12 protein-coding genes are annotated in these 16,868 nt (G+C 64.0%); 3 read left to right on the plus strand and 9 right to left on the minus strand.

Annotated elements, in window-relative coordinates; translation table 11 throughout:
- Positions 1–3: 3 nt before the first annotated feature.
- The 4 genes from CSW63_RS13705 to CSW63_RS13720 form a co-directional block, all read right to left on the minus strand.
- On the minus strand, positions 4–270 hold the full coding sequence (locus CSW63_RS13705; protein ID WP_099503395.1) for a VirB3 family type IV secretion system protein: 267 nt from the start codon (positions 268–270) through the stop codon (positions 4–6).
- Entirely contained in the window at positions 270–560 is a 291-nt protein-coding gene (locus CSW63_RS13710) for a TrbC/VirB2 family protein (protein WP_099503982.1), read from the minus strand. Before CSW63_RS13710 ends, CSW63_RS13705 begins: the two co-directional genes overlap by 1 nt.
- Positions 561–704: 144 nt before the next feature.
- Positions 705–1,613, minus strand: coding sequence for a P-type conjugative transfer ATPase TrbB (gene trbB, locus CSW63_RS13715; protein WP_099503980.1), 909 nt, complete (start codon positions 1,611–1,613; stop codon positions 705–707).
- Positions 1,614–1,792: 179 nt separating this feature from the next.
- Entirely contained in the window at positions 1,793–2,164 is a 372-nt protein-coding gene (locus CSW63_RS13720) for an MmcQ/YjbR family DNA-binding protein (RefSeq protein WP_099503393.1), read from the minus strand.
- 207 nt (positions 2,165–2,371) lie between these two features.
- On the opposite strand from CSW63_RS13720, the gene CSW63_RS13725 reads away from it, so the two are divergent.
- Positions 2,372–3,037, plus strand: a complete 666-nt coding sequence (locus CSW63_RS13725; protein WP_127846974.1) for an MAE_28990/MAE_18760 family HEPN-like nuclease — start codon at positions 2,372–2,374, stop codon at positions 3,035–3,037.
- A 36-nt stretch (positions 3,038–3,073) separates the two neighbouring features.
- On the opposite strand, the gene CSW63_RS13730 is transcribed toward CSW63_RS13725, so the two are convergent.
- On the minus strand, positions 3,074–4,942 hold the full coding sequence (locus CSW63_RS13730) for a UvrD-helicase domain-containing protein (protein WP_099503391.1): 1,869 nt from the start codon (positions 4,940–4,942) through the stop codon (positions 3,074–3,076).
- Positions 4,942–7,032, minus strand: coding sequence for an ATP-dependent endonuclease (locus tag CSW63_RS13735; RefSeq protein ID WP_099503389.1), 2,091 nt, complete (start codon positions 7,030–7,032; stop codon positions 4,942–4,944). Before CSW63_RS13735 ends, CSW63_RS13730 begins: the two co-directional genes overlap by 1 nt.
- Positions 7,033–7,333: 301 nt before the next feature.
- On the opposite strand from CSW63_RS13735, the gene CSW63_RS13740 reads away from it, so the two are divergent.
- Together CSW63_RS13740 and CSW63_RS13745 are read left to right on the plus strand one after the other, a co-directional pair.
- Positions 7,334–9,403, plus strand: a complete 2,070-nt coding sequence (locus CSW63_RS13740; RefSeq protein WP_099503387.1) for a hypothetical protein — start codon at positions 7,334–7,336, stop codon at positions 9,401–9,403.
- Positions 9,404–9,431: 28 nt separating this feature from the next.
- Positions 9,432–13,640 (plus strand): DEAD/DEAH box helicase, encoded by a 4,209-nt coding sequence (locus tag CSW63_RS13745; RefSeq protein WP_127846976.1) that lies wholly within the window; start codon positions 9,432–9,434, stop codon positions 13,638–13,640.
- Between the two features lie 38 nt (positions 13,641–13,678).
- On the opposite strand, the gene CSW63_RS13750 is transcribed toward CSW63_RS13745, so the two are convergent.
- From CSW63_RS13750 to CSW63_RS13760, 3 genes are all read right to left on the minus strand, one after another.
- Positions 13,679–14,587 carry a 3'-5' exonuclease gene (locus CSW63_RS13750; protein WP_099503383.1) on the minus strand — a complete coding sequence of 303 codons (909 nt, stop codon included), beginning with the start codon at positions 14,585–14,587 and terminating at the stop codon, positions 13,679–13,681.
- A gap of 226 nt (positions 14,588–14,813) precedes the next feature.
- Positions 14,814–15,050: a hypothetical protein gene (locus CSW63_RS23795; RefSeq protein WP_246842023.1), complete on the minus strand. Its 237-nt coding sequence runs from the start codon at positions 15,048–15,050 to the stop codon at positions 14,814–14,816.
- 170 nt (positions 15,051–15,220) lie between these two features.
- Positions 15,221–16,807: a type IV secretory system conjugative DNA transfer family protein gene (locus CSW63_RS13760; RefSeq protein WP_099503381.1), complete on the minus strand. Its 1,587-nt coding sequence runs from the start codon at positions 16,805–16,807 to the stop codon at positions 15,221–15,223.
- Positions 16,808–16,868 lie beyond the last annotated feature (61 nt).

A 16,868-nucleotide genomic window follows, 5' to 3' on the forward strand; every position in this document is an offset into this window, starting at 1 on the left:
GGCTCAGGCCTCCAGGCGCACGGGCAGGCGCACGTGGCGGCGGCCCACGTCGAAGATCTGCGGGTCGCGCCGCGCGATCCAGACGGCCAGGCCATGACCGACCAGCCAGACCGCCAGGCCGACGATCCAGAGCCGCAGGCCCACGCCCAGGGCCGCGGCCAGGGTGCCGTTGACCAGGGCGATCGCGCGCGGGGCGCCGGCCAGCAGCATCGGTTCGGTCAGGGCCCGATGGACGGGCGCGGCGAACCCGATCGCGCGATCGCCCGCCATCAGACCAGCGCTCCGCCGCCGAACGAGAAGAACGACAGGAAGAAGGAGCTGGCGGCGAAGGCGATCGACAGCCCAAAGACGATCTGGATCAGCTTGCGAGAGCCGCCGGAGGTCTCGCCGAACGCCAGGGTCAGGCCCGTGACGATGATGATGATCACCGCGATGATCTTGGCGACCGGCCCTTCGACCGACTCCAGGATCTGCTGCAGGGGCTCTTCCCAGGGCATGCCCGAGCCGGCCGCCTGGGCCTGGGCGCTGATCAGCGCCAAGCCCAGGGTCAGGCCGCCCAGGAGCCACGGCTTGAGCTTGGGAAGTCGGTCGCGAAGGCGCGCATGGATGGGCTGGCCGGGCGCATAAGCGCGCGGCAGGGCAAGGCTCGTGGACACGAGACCATCTCCTTCAACAATGTCGGGGGGTTGGGGGGGCTTAGGGTCTCAGGCGGGGCTGAGCTGGTAGGCGCCGTCGGGCGCCTGGCCCTCCAGGCGGACAAGTTCGGTCAGGCGTCGCTGTCGCCCGCGTCCGGCGAGCACGGCGATGACATCGATGGTCTCGGCGATCAGGCCGCGCGGCACCGTGACCACCGCCTCCTGGATCAGCTGCTCCAGGCGCAGCAGCGCCCCCAGGGCCGAGCCGGCATGCAGGGTGCCCACGCCGCCGGGATGGCCCGTGCCCCAGGCCTTGATCAGATCGAGCGCCTCGGGCCCGCGCACCTCGCCGATGATGATGCGGTCGGGCCGCAGCCTCAGAGCTGAGCGGACCAGATCGGTGAGGCTGGCCACTCCCTCGCGCGTGCGCAGCGAAACTTGATTGATCGCCGAGCACTGCAGCTCACGCAGGTCTTCCAGCAGGATGACCCGATCGCCGCCCATGGCGATCTCGGCCAGCAGGGCGTTGACCAGGGTGGTCTTGCCGCTGGAGGTCGGCCCGGCCACCAGGATGTTGGCGCGCTCGCGCACGGCCTGGGCCAGGATCTCGCCCTGGCGGTCGGACATCACGCCCGACAGGACGTAGTCGTCGAGCCGAAAGACAAGGCTCGCGGGCTTGCGGATGGAGAAGGTCGGGGCGGCCGCCAGCGGCGGCATCAGGCCCTCGAAGCGCTCACCCGTACCGGGGAGCTCGGCCGACAGTCGCGGCTGTCCGGCATGGATCTCGGCGGCGACATGATGGGCCACCAGCCGCAGGATCCGCTCGGCGTCCTCGGCCGAAACCGACAGGCCAGCATCAACCAGTCCCGCATCGAGCCGGTCGATCCACACCCGGCCATCGGGGTTTAGCATGACCTCGGCGACACCGGGGTCTTCCAGGCGCGCCAACAGCAGCGGGCCCAGCGCCGTGCGCAGCATCTGGCGGCTGCGCTCGCGTCCAAGTTCGGTTTCGGAAAGGTCCACGGCTGATCCCCGGTTTCCACGGGGATGAGTAAGAAGACCCGTAATCGGCCGATCTCAACAGCCAAATCGGCGCGTCGTACCCTGGCGTACAAAGACAGGGAAACGGCGGCGTCGCTGGAGAAGCGGCTCGTCCCCTAGATCGAAATCACGGACGCCTGCGCGCCGACTGTCCCTGCTCTGCCCCGCGCCGCGCCAGTGCGCGTGGCCACGGACCAGGCCGCCGCCAGCAGTTCGGCCGCCGCGTCTGTCTCCAGCGCCGCCAGCCGCAGCAGGATGATGCCGGCATTGCGCCGCCGACCAGGTTCGGGCGCGGCCGCATCACTGAGGGAAAGCGCCCAGGCCTGGCGCGACGGCGAGACCTTCACCACCGCCCAACCGGCCGCTGGCCAGCCCAAGGTCGCGAAAGCCTTGCCGCCGATCCGAAACTGGGTGGTCTCGAAGATCGCCTTGGCCTGAACGCCCGGCCCCAGGCCCATCGCCAGCGTCGTGAAGTCTTCAGCGTCCATCGAAACCTCATGCGAGACGCGCGACCTCAATCCGAGTCGCCGGCTCAAGGCAAAGTCGGATAGAGCGACGCCACATTCGGTCGTGCGCCATGGGCGGAAGTGACCCGGCCGGGAAGCGGCCCTTGAAGCAGGGCGTGCTTTACCAGTAGTCGAGCTTGACCTTATCCTGCTAGCTCTACGAGCGTCATGGTCGGGGGCGTGGAGTATATGGCGAGCCAAGCTCGGAAATCATTCGACAACCACGTCAAAGACGTGGAGCGACTTCTGCAACTCCATACCCAACTCGGCGGCAAGGGTAAGGGTAGACGGTATGGGCTTGAGGTCCTCAACAAGTCAGCGATTGTTCTTATCACCGCCTTCTGGGAGGCTTACTGCGAAGATATTGCTGCTGAGGGGCTCGAGCATATAGTCAAAAACGCAAAATCGGCCGACGCATTGCCAAAGTCACTGAAAAAACAAATAGCGAAAGAGCTTAAAGAAGATAAAAATGAGATTTCGATCTGGGACATATCCGACGACAAATGGCGAGCATTTTTGACATCCCGACTGGGAAAACTCCAAGAAAGTCGAAACACGACCCTTAATACTCCAAAATCTTACAATATAAACAAGCTGTTCGATGACGCCGTCGGCATTACAGACATTGCCAGCAACTGGAAAATATCCCCCAAGACCGACGCCAAGGCTGCTGCTGATAAGCTGGACCGATTTGTGACGCTGAGAGGGAACATCGCTCACCGCGGCGTTGACGAAGCAAGCGTTAAGAAAAAATCTGTCGACGACTATCTCAAGCTAGTCAAAGCCTTAGCGGGCAAGACTGGCGGTGCGGTCAATCGGCACGTCAAGTCAGTGACGGGTGCAACACTCTGGTAGCCTCCAGGCGAAATAACGACCACATTTACGCTAGCGTCATGATCCTGTCGGCGGTGCTATTTCTGCTATCCCTGCCGCGCGAACCATCTCCCACAGCGGTTCAACTCTTGCTCTGTTTGAACTTGTTGTGGTGATGAAGAAACGTTCGCGAGCACGGGACGCCGCGACGAAGAAGGTCAGGGCCTCCTCGGCCATATCGGCATTGCTGTTAAAGCCGTTGTCCTGAAGATGCAGGAAGATGACCGTGTGGGCTTCCAGCCCCTTGCTCTTGTGAATGGTCATCAGTCTGACCTGACCGGAACCCAGGAACCGATGTATGGCGTCGATCCAGGCTCTCGCGCCCACCGTACCCTCCTGCAGGAACGCCACGATTGAATCGCGGATCGCCGACAGACGGCTTGGCTTCGCATAGTCATCCGACAATTGCCGCAGCGCCGCATCACCGAACGGGGCCAAGATATTATCGACCAGTTGGGGAATGGCCTCGACCGTGGGCAATTGCGCCGAGACCTGCCGGACATGCTTGACGCTGTCGCGAATGGCACGCTCCACGCGAGCCTCGGAGGCAGGCCGATCATCGGCATCGCCGAACACCGCGCCGATCATCGACCTGACCCGGTGGAACGGTGCGTTCTCCCGATCGCCGACGCCCATCTGGATCACGCCGATGACGAGATCCGCCAGAGGTTCGGTCATCAAGTCTTGAATCTGAATGTCGCCGATGTTGCGGGCTTCATTACGTAGGACAAGTCCCTGGGTCGCGAAGGCTGGAGCCAACACCTGCTCGACCTGATTGGCCGATTGCCTCACGAGCAGCATGAAGTCGGCTGGTCTGTGACCATGATCTCGGATGTTTTCGGCGATGGTGCGCGCGAGATCCTCGGCCTCCTCATGCGCGTCCGAGTAGTGCAAAACACCGTCGACCGGGTTTGGCAGCGGCGCGGTTGGCCGGGCGGATCGGACCAAAACCGCGTCGGGCTCCAGGCGCCGCGCCATGGCGTTGACGATGTCGACGATTCTGGAATTGGAGCGGAAGTTGCTGGTCAGGGCGACTGCCGTGGCCTGGAAGTCTTGGGCGAACTCCCTGAAGATCCCGGAGCGGGCGCCGGCGAAGGTCATGATTTTCTGCTTGCTGTCGCCAACCGCGGTGACGATCGCATCCGAGCCCAGGAACGCCTCCTTCAACAGGCCGTACTGCAGGCTGTTCGTGTCCTGGAATTCGTCCAGGAAGACGTGGGAATAGGTGCGCTGCAGAGCGGCCCTAATCTGTGGATTGTGCCTCAGCAGCGTCATCACCAGCGTCGCGATCATACCAAACGTCAGCCGCGGCGGCGTTGAGGTAAGCGACTTGTTCCACCAGTAGGCACCGACGGCGTTGACGATCGCAGACTGGTCATAGTTCAGCGACAGAGGCCCTGGTTCGCTGAGCAAGGTCGCGTGGCCATTATTGATATCCTGTCCAGAAATATAGACGCCGCTGACGCGGCGGTATTCCTCTGAAAACTCATTCCAGTCGCGCCAGCCGGGGAACGCCAGGTCGTAGTTGCGGGCCGGTCGGCACCACTCCGGCAGCGCGGACCCAAATCGATCCAGAAGGCTCTTGGCAAACGCATCGAAGGTGTAGCTCTCAAGTCGTCGGGCCAGATCCTCTCCCGCCCGCAATGCGACCCGGTCCTGCAGATTGCGAGCCGCGTCGCGCTTGAAGCTGATGGCGAGGATTCGGCGTGGGGCCTTGCAGCAATTGGTGGCGAGCAAATAGGCCGCGCGTTGCGCCAGCAACTCGGTCTTGCCTGCTCCTGGTCCCGCGACGATCACCGAGCTGTTGGTGCTGCGCACCGCAGCCATGGTTTCCGTGTCGAGCTGGATCCCGTCGGGCGGTGACCACGCATCGGGTGCGATGATCATCACGGGGTCGCTCCAGCATCGGGTGTGACGTCCAAGAGGACCTTACAGCGCTCGAACAGCGCTCGGAGCGGCTCAGGCGCAAACGCGTTTAGGGTCAAATCGTCCAGCTCGGCGAGCGCCGCCACGTGCGACACGGGTTTGCTGCCGCCCTTGAAGAGCGCTCCATATTGGGCCTGCTGGAGATCCGAAGGCGCGGGTCGTGTGATGTAGGCTGCGGGGCCCAAACCCTCCTTGCCGAACACCGACTTCACGTAGGCGCCCGGGACAACCCCGGTCACATCCACCTCGGCGATTTTGCCATAGGCGACGGGGAAGGCCTGCAACATCGCCATATCGAGATCGAGATCCGCAGAATAGAACAAGTTCTGTTCACGCAGCCACTTAAGGCAACGGTCGAGATCGTGCGGCGCATAGCTATCCCAGACCACAGGGTCCTGGGGTGGAGGAAGGCCTTGCAGGCCGTGAGCGCGAAGTTGCTCTACTGCGTAGCGCAGCCTCCGCGCGCCGCCACCATGTCGGCCAAGATCGTAATCGAGCAGCGTGACGTAGGGAATTTCGAGACCGTTCAGCAACCGCCAGAAGTGGTTCACATGTCGGCCGCCGAGCGGCACAAAGGCGACGAAGGCTGGGTCGAGTTCGAGGTCGGCGTGGAGCGCGCGGGCGATCCTCGGCAGGACAACCTCCTCAGAACGCCCCTCCCCGAGAATGACGAGCCGAGCGAAGTAGAGTTCTGGATGACTGGTCACGGCCTCCTGGATGAATTTGTACGCATCGTCCGCTTTCGGCGGCAGTGCGATCTCCCGGACCTTCGATGTCAAAGTCTGAACGTCATGTCGCACGAAACGAACTTGCTGAGGCGCCACTCGCCGCAATGTGCTGGCCGAGTGGGTGGTCACCACCCCCATGACCGCGTCCGTGCTGGTCTGCTCCTTGAGCAGATTGATCATCCGCGACAGATAGAACGGCGACAGATGGTTTTCCGGCTCCTCGAGAGCGAAGACGGTCAGCCACGGCCTGACGGCTTCAACTTCACGGAAGCCATCGATCTTCGCGCGCGCCAGCTCTCCGTCCAACTTGAACAAAGTCACCACCAAGGCGACGTAGAACAGCGAGGCCTGCCCTTCGCTCAGGTCCTGGACGGGACGATGGCGTCCGCCGGGCGCATCGCCCAGGGTGAGTGAGAGTTCACGAAGCGCCCGTTGAATTTCCCTAGCCAGAACCGTTAGCCTTGGGGTCTTCAAGTGCGGCCCGTCGAACAGGCGCTTCCAGGTGCCCGCCAGTTCGCCGGTGACCTTGCTGATCGCCGGCATGGCGTCGAACATCGACTGTAGACCATCCCACTGTTTCGCCATGGGCTCCTGGCCGCCGCTCCAGTCGCCAAACTTCTCGAGCCAGGCGAGCAGCTCCCTCAGAGCCAGCTTGAGGATGGCGTTGCCGTCTCGTGTCGCCGGAAGGTAACGCAGTTCGAACCGGCGCCGGTCGGCGTTCGAGAAGGGCAGCTTGGCGATATCGCGGTCGCCGAACGGGACAGGGTCGAGCGTCGTGATCCAGTAGAGTTTGGCGCTGATGTCGTCGTCCGCCGCGCCATAGGTCCAAGTGGCCTCCAGCCGGATGCGGGTCTTAAGGGGCTGGCCAGGGCCCGCCGCTGACATCGCCCGGAAAACTTCCGGCACCGCATCACTCTCGCCCGCCACGCCGTTGAGTTCGGGGAAAGCCAGTGTCACCTCGATTTCGACCTCGCGGCTGGTGACCGTCTTGACCTTGGATTCGCCCTCTGGTGCGCCAGTCTGGGAACCGGCGGGAGCGACGGGGGGTGGTTGACCCAGGATCGCGGCAAACGGGTCTGGAGTGACCTCTTCGGCCAAGATCAAGCTGCCGGGCTCCTCCAACGGCCCGAAGTGAACGTCTTCTCGGGCCAGCTTGCGATCCTCGGCGCGGGTGCCGAACAATTTCAGAAGCGCGCCAATGATCGCCGTCTTGCCGGCGCCATTGGCTCCAACGATCGCCGTCAAGGTTGGGTCGAACGTGACGACCTCTGCTTGATCCCCGAAACATCGGAAGTTTCGCAGGCGGAGGCTTTCGATATACAAGGAGCCACTCTCGGTTGCGAGTTTTGCTTTTCGTCTACGCGGTGCAGCTTAACCGCACAATGGGGTCTGAAACCCTGGAGTCGTGCGGCGCGAGGTGTAGGTGAGAGCGCTCAGCGACAAACATGCCTCCGGTCGAGCGGAGCTGCGGAAGGGCCGTTTTCGACCGCCCCACCGTTCAAGGCTGCAATTTGATCGATCAACTTGTTGGCGAACGATCTTCACCTGTGGACGCGAACGAGTCGCCGTTTTAAATGCACAGTCGAGTGGCGCGAGACCTGGAGGAACGATCCAGAGGAAAGTAATGCCGACGTCCCTGAAGGAAAACGAGAAAACGACGCGCAGACGCGCCAGGGTCTATCGGCGGTCCCTCGTGGAAGCCGGCCAGCTTCCCATCGAACAGCTAGTCAACTTCGCGATACGAGAGGGGCGGCGTCCGCGTCCTATCTATACCGCCCACAAGTGGTTTGCCCGTAGACTGGGATCGGTTTTCCGCAGCCTACTCATCGGGGTCACCTCGCCGCCCAATGCCGACTTTGGGCAGCTGTACTATGGGGGCGCGGACCTCACCGGTTTGAAGGTGCTGGATCCGTTCGTTGGCGGAGGCACGTCGGTTTTCGAGGCCTCACGTCTGGGCGCGACGGCCTATGGCTGTGACGTTGATCCCGTGGCCTGCGCCGTCAGCCGAATGGAGCTGGGAGCCGCTGGCCTACCCGACCTGAGCCCTACCCTCGCGGACCTGAAGGCCAAGGTCGGACGTCGCCTGGCTGACTACCATCTCAAGGGCGATGACCAGGTTGTGCATCACTTTTGGGTTCAGGTCGTGGAATGTGGCGGCTGCGGTGCTCATTTCGACGCGCATCCCAATCACGTCCTTGCCGATGACGGCGTCTCACGTCACGCCTTTTGCGCTTCCTGCGGCGCGATCCACGCGCTCGCAGCGCACACGGCGTCGTTCGACTGCATCAGCTGCGGTCACCACACCGCCTGCGATCATGGCGCCGTGGTGCGCGGCCGTGCGCAGTGCCCGCACTGCGAGCACGGCGAGCAGCTGATCGAGTACGGCCGGCGCCGCGGCGCTCCTCGCTGGCGCCTGTTCGCGGCGGAGACGATCGCGCCAGGCACGGGCAATCGCGTTGTGCCGATGACGGAGCGGACGTTCCGATCAGCCACCGCCGAGGATGTACGCCTGTACGAGCGGGCCGAAGCGGCGCTAGCCGAGGCGGAGCTGGCGGGAGAAGTGCTGATCCCAGAGGATGGGATCGATACCTCGGGATGGTCGGACGAGCGATTGAGCGCTTACGGATATGGCCGCTGGCGGGACCTGTTCAACGCCCGGCAACTCCTGCATTTGGGTCTCCTCGCCAAGGAAATCTCCCGCCTCGATCAGCCTCTACGCGGCGCGGTGGCGATGGCGTTCAGCGACCACCTGACCACCAACTGCATGATGGCGTCCTATGCCGGGGGCTGGCGACGTCTGACGCCTTTGTTCTCCTTGAGGGCTTTTCGGCACATCCAGCGCCCGGTCGAACTCAATCCCTGGGTCGAGCGGGCGGGACGCGGCACCTTCCCGAATGCGATCCGCAAGCTGACTTCGGCGGCGGCCTACGCCAGAAGCCCCAAGGAACCGGTCGGCGCCAAGGCCTTCATCGAGGTCCCGACGCGCGCCCATCAGAGGGTCAACCAGATCCACATGGGAACAGCGAGCAATCTCGCCTTTCTGGAGACCGGGTCCATCGATGTCGTGATGACGGATCCACCCTACTTCGACAATATCGCCTACTCCGAGCTGGCGCGGTTCTTCGGACCCTGGCTCAAGGGCCTGGATGTGCTCGATGCCCGCGAACAGCAGGACATCCTGGCCAACAGCCTAGTCGCAAACAAGTCGCGGGCCGGCAGCGTCGAGCGCTACACCGAAGGCCTGGGCCATGCGTTCGAAGAGATCGCCCGCGTGTTGAAGTCCGATGGCATTGTCGCGTTCTCCTACCGACATACCGACGCGCCCGCCTGGCTGGCGCTTGCGGAGGCCATAGCGCGCACCGATTTGCGGATTACCAGCGTCCTGCCCATGCCCGGCGAAGCAGGCAGCGGCCTGCATGCGCAGGGTGATCGAGGCCTGTGGGACGCGGTGTTCGTTTTGCGGCATGGCGCAGGCCCCACACCCGTCCTGGGTGTGAGCGACAAGGATGTCGCCGTTGTTGAGGCCGAGGTTTCCGGATGGCTCGCCCGGTATGGCGAACTGGCCCTTCCATTCAATGCGATCGACGCGGCGGCGCTTCGAAGGGCGGCTTTGGTCGGCAAGGCGTTGTCGCCAACCCGAAGACAGGACGACTCGAAGCTGATCGCGCTTGAGGACGCGCTGCGACGACCCTAGATTGTCCCCAAGTAAAAAGGGGAGCTCGGTGCCGTATCTAAGCAAACGCGTCGTTAGCAATTACTTCCGGACTGACTGCCCACGTCAGCTGCGCCTGCTCCTTTCGCCTGAAAACAAGCAGTATCAACCGGAACGGGACGCACAGGGCATGCCGCCCAAAACGGTCGCCCGTGCTGGTATGGCGGCGCTGACGCAGGAAGGCGGCCGTTGGGAGCAGGACAAGCTGAAGGATCTGCAGGCAACCTTCGGCGCGGCGGCCGTCGTTGGCGTCGTCACCGGCTCCGACTTCCAGGACCAGAAGCTGCAGACTGTCATGCCCAACGCCCAGCCGGGCGTTTTTCTGGTCAGGCCTGCGTTCGAAGTGGGGGCAGCCTTTCAGTCCGCCATCGGCATTGACGCCCTGGCGGTCACCTACGGCCTAGGATTTGCCAGGCTGGTGCCGGACCTGATCCAGGTAATTGGTCCAGCGGAGGTGGGCCGCATCGTGGAGGCCGATGGCTCAGTCCACGACGCGGACGGTCGGATTGGCTTGCGCGTCATCGACATCAAAATGACCGCCGAGCCTAGCGCCTCCTATTTCGCGGAAATCACCTACTACTCGCTGGCGCTCGCTGGCTGGCTCACCGACAACGGTTTTGCCGACCGATACGCGGTCGTCGCCGAGGCGGCCATCTGGCCGGGGTCGCATGAAGCCGCAGCGATCGTGCGACTGCAGGCCGACCGGCAGAAGGCCGGGACCACGGCGAGCGCACAGGATCTGGCAATCGCCCTGGCCGAAGATATCGAGACCCTCGAGATCGATGTCTTCGCTCCCCGTCTCAGGCACTTCTTCGTCGTCGAGTTGCCGCAGGTTCTCGCCAGCCCCTGGAAGAATCTCGACTGGCACGTGAGCACCGCGTGCAGTGGATGCGAATACCTAGGCTATGTGTGGAACGCGACGACACAGGAAAACCCTGATCATTGCATGCCCATGGCCAGGGCGCAGGGCCATCTTAGCTCGATCGCTTTCCTGCCCCGTGGCGCCCGGCGCGCGCTCGGCGACCGCAACATCAACACCACCGGCTCACTGGCGCCGCTGCAGGCGGACGACGCGGCTTTCGACTGCCACCCCAAACTGCGCGCGACTAGAACGGTGGTTGCTGGTCGCGCGCAGTCGTTGGCGAGTGGCAGCAGCGCAATTCCGGCGGGGTCGGGGACGTCGGCGGTCATCCCAAATTGGGCGGACCTCAATCTTTATCTGTCGGCCGACTTCGACCTGGGAAGCGGCCTCACCCTGGCCTTCGGGGTCGGCGGACACTCTTCGATCAACGGGCAGCGAGAGAAGATTGAAGCGCAGGTGTTCGTGAACGACACGCGAAGTGTCCAAAGCGAAACCCGTGAACTGTTGAATTTCCTGGCCTATCTCGAGAAGGCGTTTTCCGACGCGACCAAGGCGAACGCCGACGCCACGGTTCAAATCTACATCTGGGATACCGTCACCTACGAGCACCTCTTGCGGGTAATCGGCCGCAACCTTCAGCACGTTCTAGCCGATGGCAGCCTGAAGAAGCTTGCCTGGTTGTTTCCGCCTGAAGAGATCATCGAGAACGCCAAGTTGCGCTCGGTGAACGCGCCGATCACCATCGTTCGCAACGCGGTCCAAGCGCTCGTCGCTGCGCCGATCCCCCACTACTATTCGCTTCTCGAATTGGCGCGAAAATACCCGCCGCCGGTGAAGCCGGGGGGCACGCCGTTCGAGTTCCGCGTCCCGGTAATCTTCGAAGATCCGCTCTCCGACCAAGTCCCCTCGGAAAGAGCGCATGAAATCTGGACCCGCATGGGCCAGCCCCGTCCTTGGAGTCAGCAGGTCACCCAGCTGCGCTCGACGGTGATCACCAAGCTTAGAGCCTTGCATTCGGTCATGTGGCGGCTTCGCGTCGACCTGCAGGGCCGCCTAAGCAGTCGTGCACCGAAGATCTCGGACATCAAACCGCCGGCATCGCTGCGGGGCGTGAGCGCCGATGGACAGGTCTGGTATGCGTTTGCGGGCCTTAATGCGCAGGTCGCCAGCCTGGAGCACGGCATCGCCCTGGCAATGCCCGTCCATGAACGAGAAGCGCGGTATCTGGCCGCCCGGCTTGACGCGGAGCTGATGGGAACAGATCTCGCGGCGGCGGCCAAAACGCTCGGCGTCATGCTGCGCCCCGGCGTAAGAATCTATACGCTGGCGGAGGGCTCCAGGGAGGCGAAGTTCGAGGAGGGCGAGTTCCTCTGCGCGCTCTCGCCCGCGTCGGAGGCCGGCTTTTATTCCCGGCGCCTCAACGACTTCACTGGCGGAACGCCATTGCCGCAGAACCTTCCGTACTGGATCCGTGAGTTTGGATCTCCGGGAAAGTTGACGGCGACGCAGATCGTCGCGATCGATCGCGATGCCCGCCTCGTCGCCGTAGCGTTCAAGCCGGAGGTCGACGCCTTCCTGAGACAGATCGAATCCTCGCTAGATCTCCGGCGCGACGTCGTGCTCGACAAGCAGGTCCAGGATTTCCTGACCGACAGGCTGGAGGCGGCGCTCAAGGCCATTGGCAATCCGCCTCTGGCGATCAGCGCTGGCGCGCCCACCGCCAATGTCATCGGCAAGGCTGCGCCCAAAACCGCAACGGCTCATGTGCCGGTGGCGGACGTGCTCTGGGATACAAAGAACACCGCGCTGGCCGCAACTGGCAGGAATGCGACGGCAGCTCGGGCCACGCTGGAAACGCTGGGCATTGAGCTCAACGACAGCCAGTGGGATGCTTGGCGCGAAGCGATGGAAAAGCGCCTCGCGCTCATCTGGGGGCCGCCGGGCACGGGCAAGTCGCAGACCCTGCGGGCCATTCTAATGGGGCTGCTGCTTGAGGCGCACGCCGCCGGCAAGGTCATCCGCATCCTGGTGACCAGCAACACCTACGACGCGACCGACAACGTCGTGTTGCGCACGTTCGACCAGATCTTAAAGCTCGGTGCGGCGACGACCGGTGCGGTCAGGCTGGCCCGTCTACGATCGGATTCGAAGGAAGATGCGCCCGGTCTGCCGGTTGGCGTCAATCTTCACAACGACAAGGCCGAGCCGGGCGTCCACCACCTGCATGATCTGCTGAGCGGCCGGACGATGTCTGCGATCGTGTCGGCTCCTCCCCAACAGGTGACCAAGTTCGCGGGCATCAAAGGGGGCAGCGTCGCGCAACCACTTTTCGATATTGTGCTGATCGACGAGGCCTCGCAGATGGACATGGCCAGCGCGGTGCTGGCCCTCGCGCCGCTCGCGGCTGGCGGATCGGCGATCGTCGTGGGCGATCCCAAGCAGTTGCCCCCGATCCAGGCGGTCCAGGCGCCGCTCGGCCTCGAGTCGCTCGTTGGGTCGGTCTACGAATTTCTGGCGAACCATCGTGGGGTGGCCTCGAAGGACTTGCTCGAAAACTATCGCTCGAACAAGGAAATCGTCGGCCTCGGCCGTTTCGCCGGATATCCGGCCGGTCTCACCGCGCGGTTTCCCGATCTTCGCATGCGGGTTGAAAGCCCCCTCCCCTTGGCCGTCCCAACGGACTGGCCATCGAGCCTCGCATTCGATCCGGCGATTGCGCGGCTCTTGGAGCCCACCCAGCCGATTTCTGCCTTCATCTATCCGGAAGGCCGCAGCAGCCAATGGAACGATTTTGAGGCCCAGGTCGTGGCTTCGTTGCTCTGGATGTTGCGAGGCCACTTGGGCTCAGGCCTGCGGGGCGATCCCGATGCCGCCGGTACAGGGGTGCACGACGCGAAGAGCTTCTGGACCACGGCTGTTGGCGTGGTCACTCCTCACCGGGCCCATAAGGCTCTCGTGGTGTCCAAACTGCAGGCGCTTTTCGAGCCCCTCGGTGACGACCGCAGCCTCATTCGCGATGCGGTGAACACGGTTGAGCGGTTTCAGGGTCAGCAGCGCGACGTGATCATCGCCAGCTACGCGCTGGGCGATCCGGACGCGATCGCGGATGAGGACGAGTTCCTGTTGTCGCTCAATCGCTTCAACGTGATGGCCTCGCGCCCTCGGGCCAAGCTCATTGTGTTGGCAAGCCAGGAGGTGATCAATCACCTGCCCGGCGATTTGGAAGTCATGCGCGATTCCCGGCTTCTGAAATACTTCGCCGAGACCTTCCTGAACGATCGCAGCGCCTGCGATATTCCGTTCAGGGATGGCCCGAACCTTGGAGTGAAGAGCGGCTCGTTCCGAAGCCGCAAATAGCAGGACCGGCCGAGCCGGATGCATCCAGCTCGGCAATCTCACCCCCGCTCGGAAAACCGCTCGAAGGCGGTGATCCGGCGGGGAGCGAGGTCGGGGTCGTAGCCGTAGATCTCCTGGGCAAGGAAGAGGAGTTCGGACTCGCGGTCGGCTTCGGCGACGTCGATGAACCAGGCCTTGGGGCCGGTGGCGTCGTCGCCGTTCCAGCGGTAGCCGCGGACCTTTAGCTTGTCCTTCTGCTCGAACGGCGAGTTGGTGGCGACAATGCGCCAGGTCGGGGACCGCGCGGCCTGCAGGAGGTGGGCCAGGGCCGTGCGGCCGTCGCTCAAGGGGCGGCCGAGGACCTCCAAGCCGGCCAGGCAGTCGTTCTCGGCGCGGTGGCCGTCGAAGAAGAAACCACACCGGCTGGCGAGGGTGGAGAGCCGGGTCCCTTCGGCCCCCTCCCCTTTCCAATCGACCTGGCTCATCGAGCAGGCCCAGCCCTTGAGCTTGAAGGCCTCGGTCAGGCGCTCGGCGAACGGGCGGTCGAAGGCGGCGTTGTGGGCGATAACGATCACAGCCTCGGCGATGAAGGCGGCGACCTCTTCGGGATCGATCGCCCGGCCCTCGACCATGGCGTCGGTGATGCCGGTGATCTGGGTCACCTCGGCCGGGATCGGCTTGGACGGCTGGCTGAGCGCCACGAACGGGGCGTGGACCGCGCAGAGGCGGCCGTCTGGGTCGTAGTCGAACGGGACCATGGCCAGTTCGATGATCTCGTCGCGGCGGGTGTCCACGCCCGTGGTCTCGGTGTCCAGATAAATCCCGCGTTTGAGGCTGGCGGGGTCGGCGCCGACGTGCAGGGTACAGGCCTCGAATCTGCGCAGTAGGCGATAGCGGCCGCTGGCTTCCAGCTGGGCGGCCATAGCCTCCAATCTAGCGAGGTCAGAGTCTGTCGGGAGATCGAGCATTGGCGTCCGGGAGAATCGTCGAGCTATCGTGCCATACGAATGCAGGACGTGGCGGATGACCCTCAAGGAGGCCGAGTACGTTCGATTGAACCGCGCACGATCACGGCCGAAAATCGGAATGCAGTTCCTGCTCGTTAGCCCGGCTCTAGTCCAGGGCTCGACGCTCACAAGCGTCATCGAGATGGGCCGCTGCCGGAAAGCGGCCCCTTCCTAGGTCAGAGAAGAGTCAGGTTTCGGCCTCGTGATCCTGCAGCACCTCTGCGCGCAATAGTCGGCCAGACGCCAGCCTACGCGAAAGCGCCTCTAGGAACCCCACATATCGCTCCTGCCCCTTCGCGTTCTGGGCCTTCTGATCGCCCGCGGCCAGGGCCGGAGTCGCTGTCAGCCAGGCCTTCACGAACAGAGCGATCGCCTCGTTGGAGATCGTGAGGTCACGGCCGAGCCGTTCCAACTCCCTGCTCATCCGATCTAGACGCCGGGTAACTGCAGCTTCTGCTGCCTCGTCCGCGTCCGGCGAAAGATAGGCCGCTACAGCTGCCTGGACGATCTCCGACTTTGACCGCCTCATCCGCTTTGAGGCCGCGTCCAACGCCAGCGAAAGATCCCGTGCCAAAAAGACCTTCGTCTGAATCTTCACAGCGGGATCCCATCATCGGGATCAAGCGCCGCGATCCGGGCCGCAGCCCTGAACCGGCGCGACTGCTCGGCTTGGACGGACTCGTCGGCGTCCAGGTCAGGCTCAACTTCAGGCTCGACAGGATCCGCATCCATGGCGTCGGCCACCGGGGCATCGAGTTCCGGCTCGAGGCGAAGGCCGCCCTCGCTCGCGTCTTCAGCCGATCCACCCGTTCCATGGATGCGTGCCGCCGCGATGGCGGCCCAGGCCGACACCTCGGCCGGCACCAGGATCGAGGGCTTGCGCGGCGGACTCGAAACCCGAAGCTTTAGATCCTGGTCCAGATAATAGCGGACCTTGCTGGCCCGGATCGGAGCCACGCCGGAGACCTGAACGAGCGCCTCGTCGGCAGGCAGCTGCATCACCTCGCCCGGCGTCAGCAGCGGCCTGGCCGTCTCTTGGCGACTGACCATCAGGTGGCCAAGCCACGGCGACAGCCGGTGCCCGGCGTAGTTCTTCATGGCCCGCATCTCGGTGGCGGTGCCGAGACTGTCGCTGATCCTGCGCGCGGTGCGCTCGTCGTTTGTCGAGAACGCGACCCGCACGTGGCAGTTATCGAGGATCGAATTGTTCTCCCCGTACGCCTTTGCAATCTGGTTCAGGCTCTGCGCGATCAGGAAGGCCTTGATGCGGTATCCCGCCATGAACGCCATGGCCTGCTCGAAGAAGTCGAGCCGCCCCAGCGCCGGAAACTCGTCCAGCATCAGCAGTAGACGGGGCCGATGGCGCGCCAACTCCAGACCTTCCGTCAGCCGGCGGCCGATCTGATTGAGGATCAGCCGGATCAACGGCCGCGTGCGGCTAATGTCCGACGGCGGCACGACCAGATAGAGCGTCACCGGCCGCCCAGGCGTGACGAGGTCGTCGATCCACCAGTCGCAGCGGGAGGTGACCGCAGAGACGATGGGATCGCGGTAGAGCCCCAGAAAGCTCATCGCCGTGGACAGGACGCCTGATCGCTCGTTTTCGCTCTTGTTCAGCAGCTCGCGAGCAGCGCTGGCGACGACGGGATGGACGCGGTCACCCAGGTGCGGGGTAGCCATCATGGCCCGCAGGGTCGCTTCGATCGTCCTGCGCGGATCGGCCAGGAAGTTGGCCACACCGGCTAGCGTCTTGTCCTCTTCGGCGTAGAGAACGTGAAGGATCGCTCCGACCAGAAGGCTGTGGCTGGTCTTATCCCAATGCGACCTTCGCTCTAGAGCGCCGTCGACCACGCACCGGACCGGCGCGCCCTTGGCCAGCGCCTTGCGCTTGGCCAGCAGGCGCAAGGCTTGGCGGCGCCCCTCCCCCGCGCTGACGAGATAATAGCCGGTCTCGCGTCCATCCTTGAACTCGGGCTCGACGACGAGCGGCTGAAGCACGCCCTTGTGGCTGATCGAAGCGGCGCGGGACTCGATCACCTCGGCGCTATGGCCGACGCGGCGGACGTTCTTGGGCGAGGCCTTGAGGCGGTTGAGGGGGATGTCGCGGACTTCGCCGTACTGGACGACGAGGCCCGCCGGGGTCTGGGCCGCTTGCGGGGCCGGGGTTTGCTGGGTGGTCATGTCTGCCTCCTTGGGGGCTGGGGTTCAGGCGCAAGGCGCGCCTGAAACCGGCGCCCGTCGG

The sequence above is a fragment of the Caulobacter sp. FWC26 genome, assembly GCF_002742645.2.
Lineage (GTDB): Bacteria > Pseudomonadota > Alphaproteobacteria > Caulobacterales > Caulobacteraceae > Caulobacter.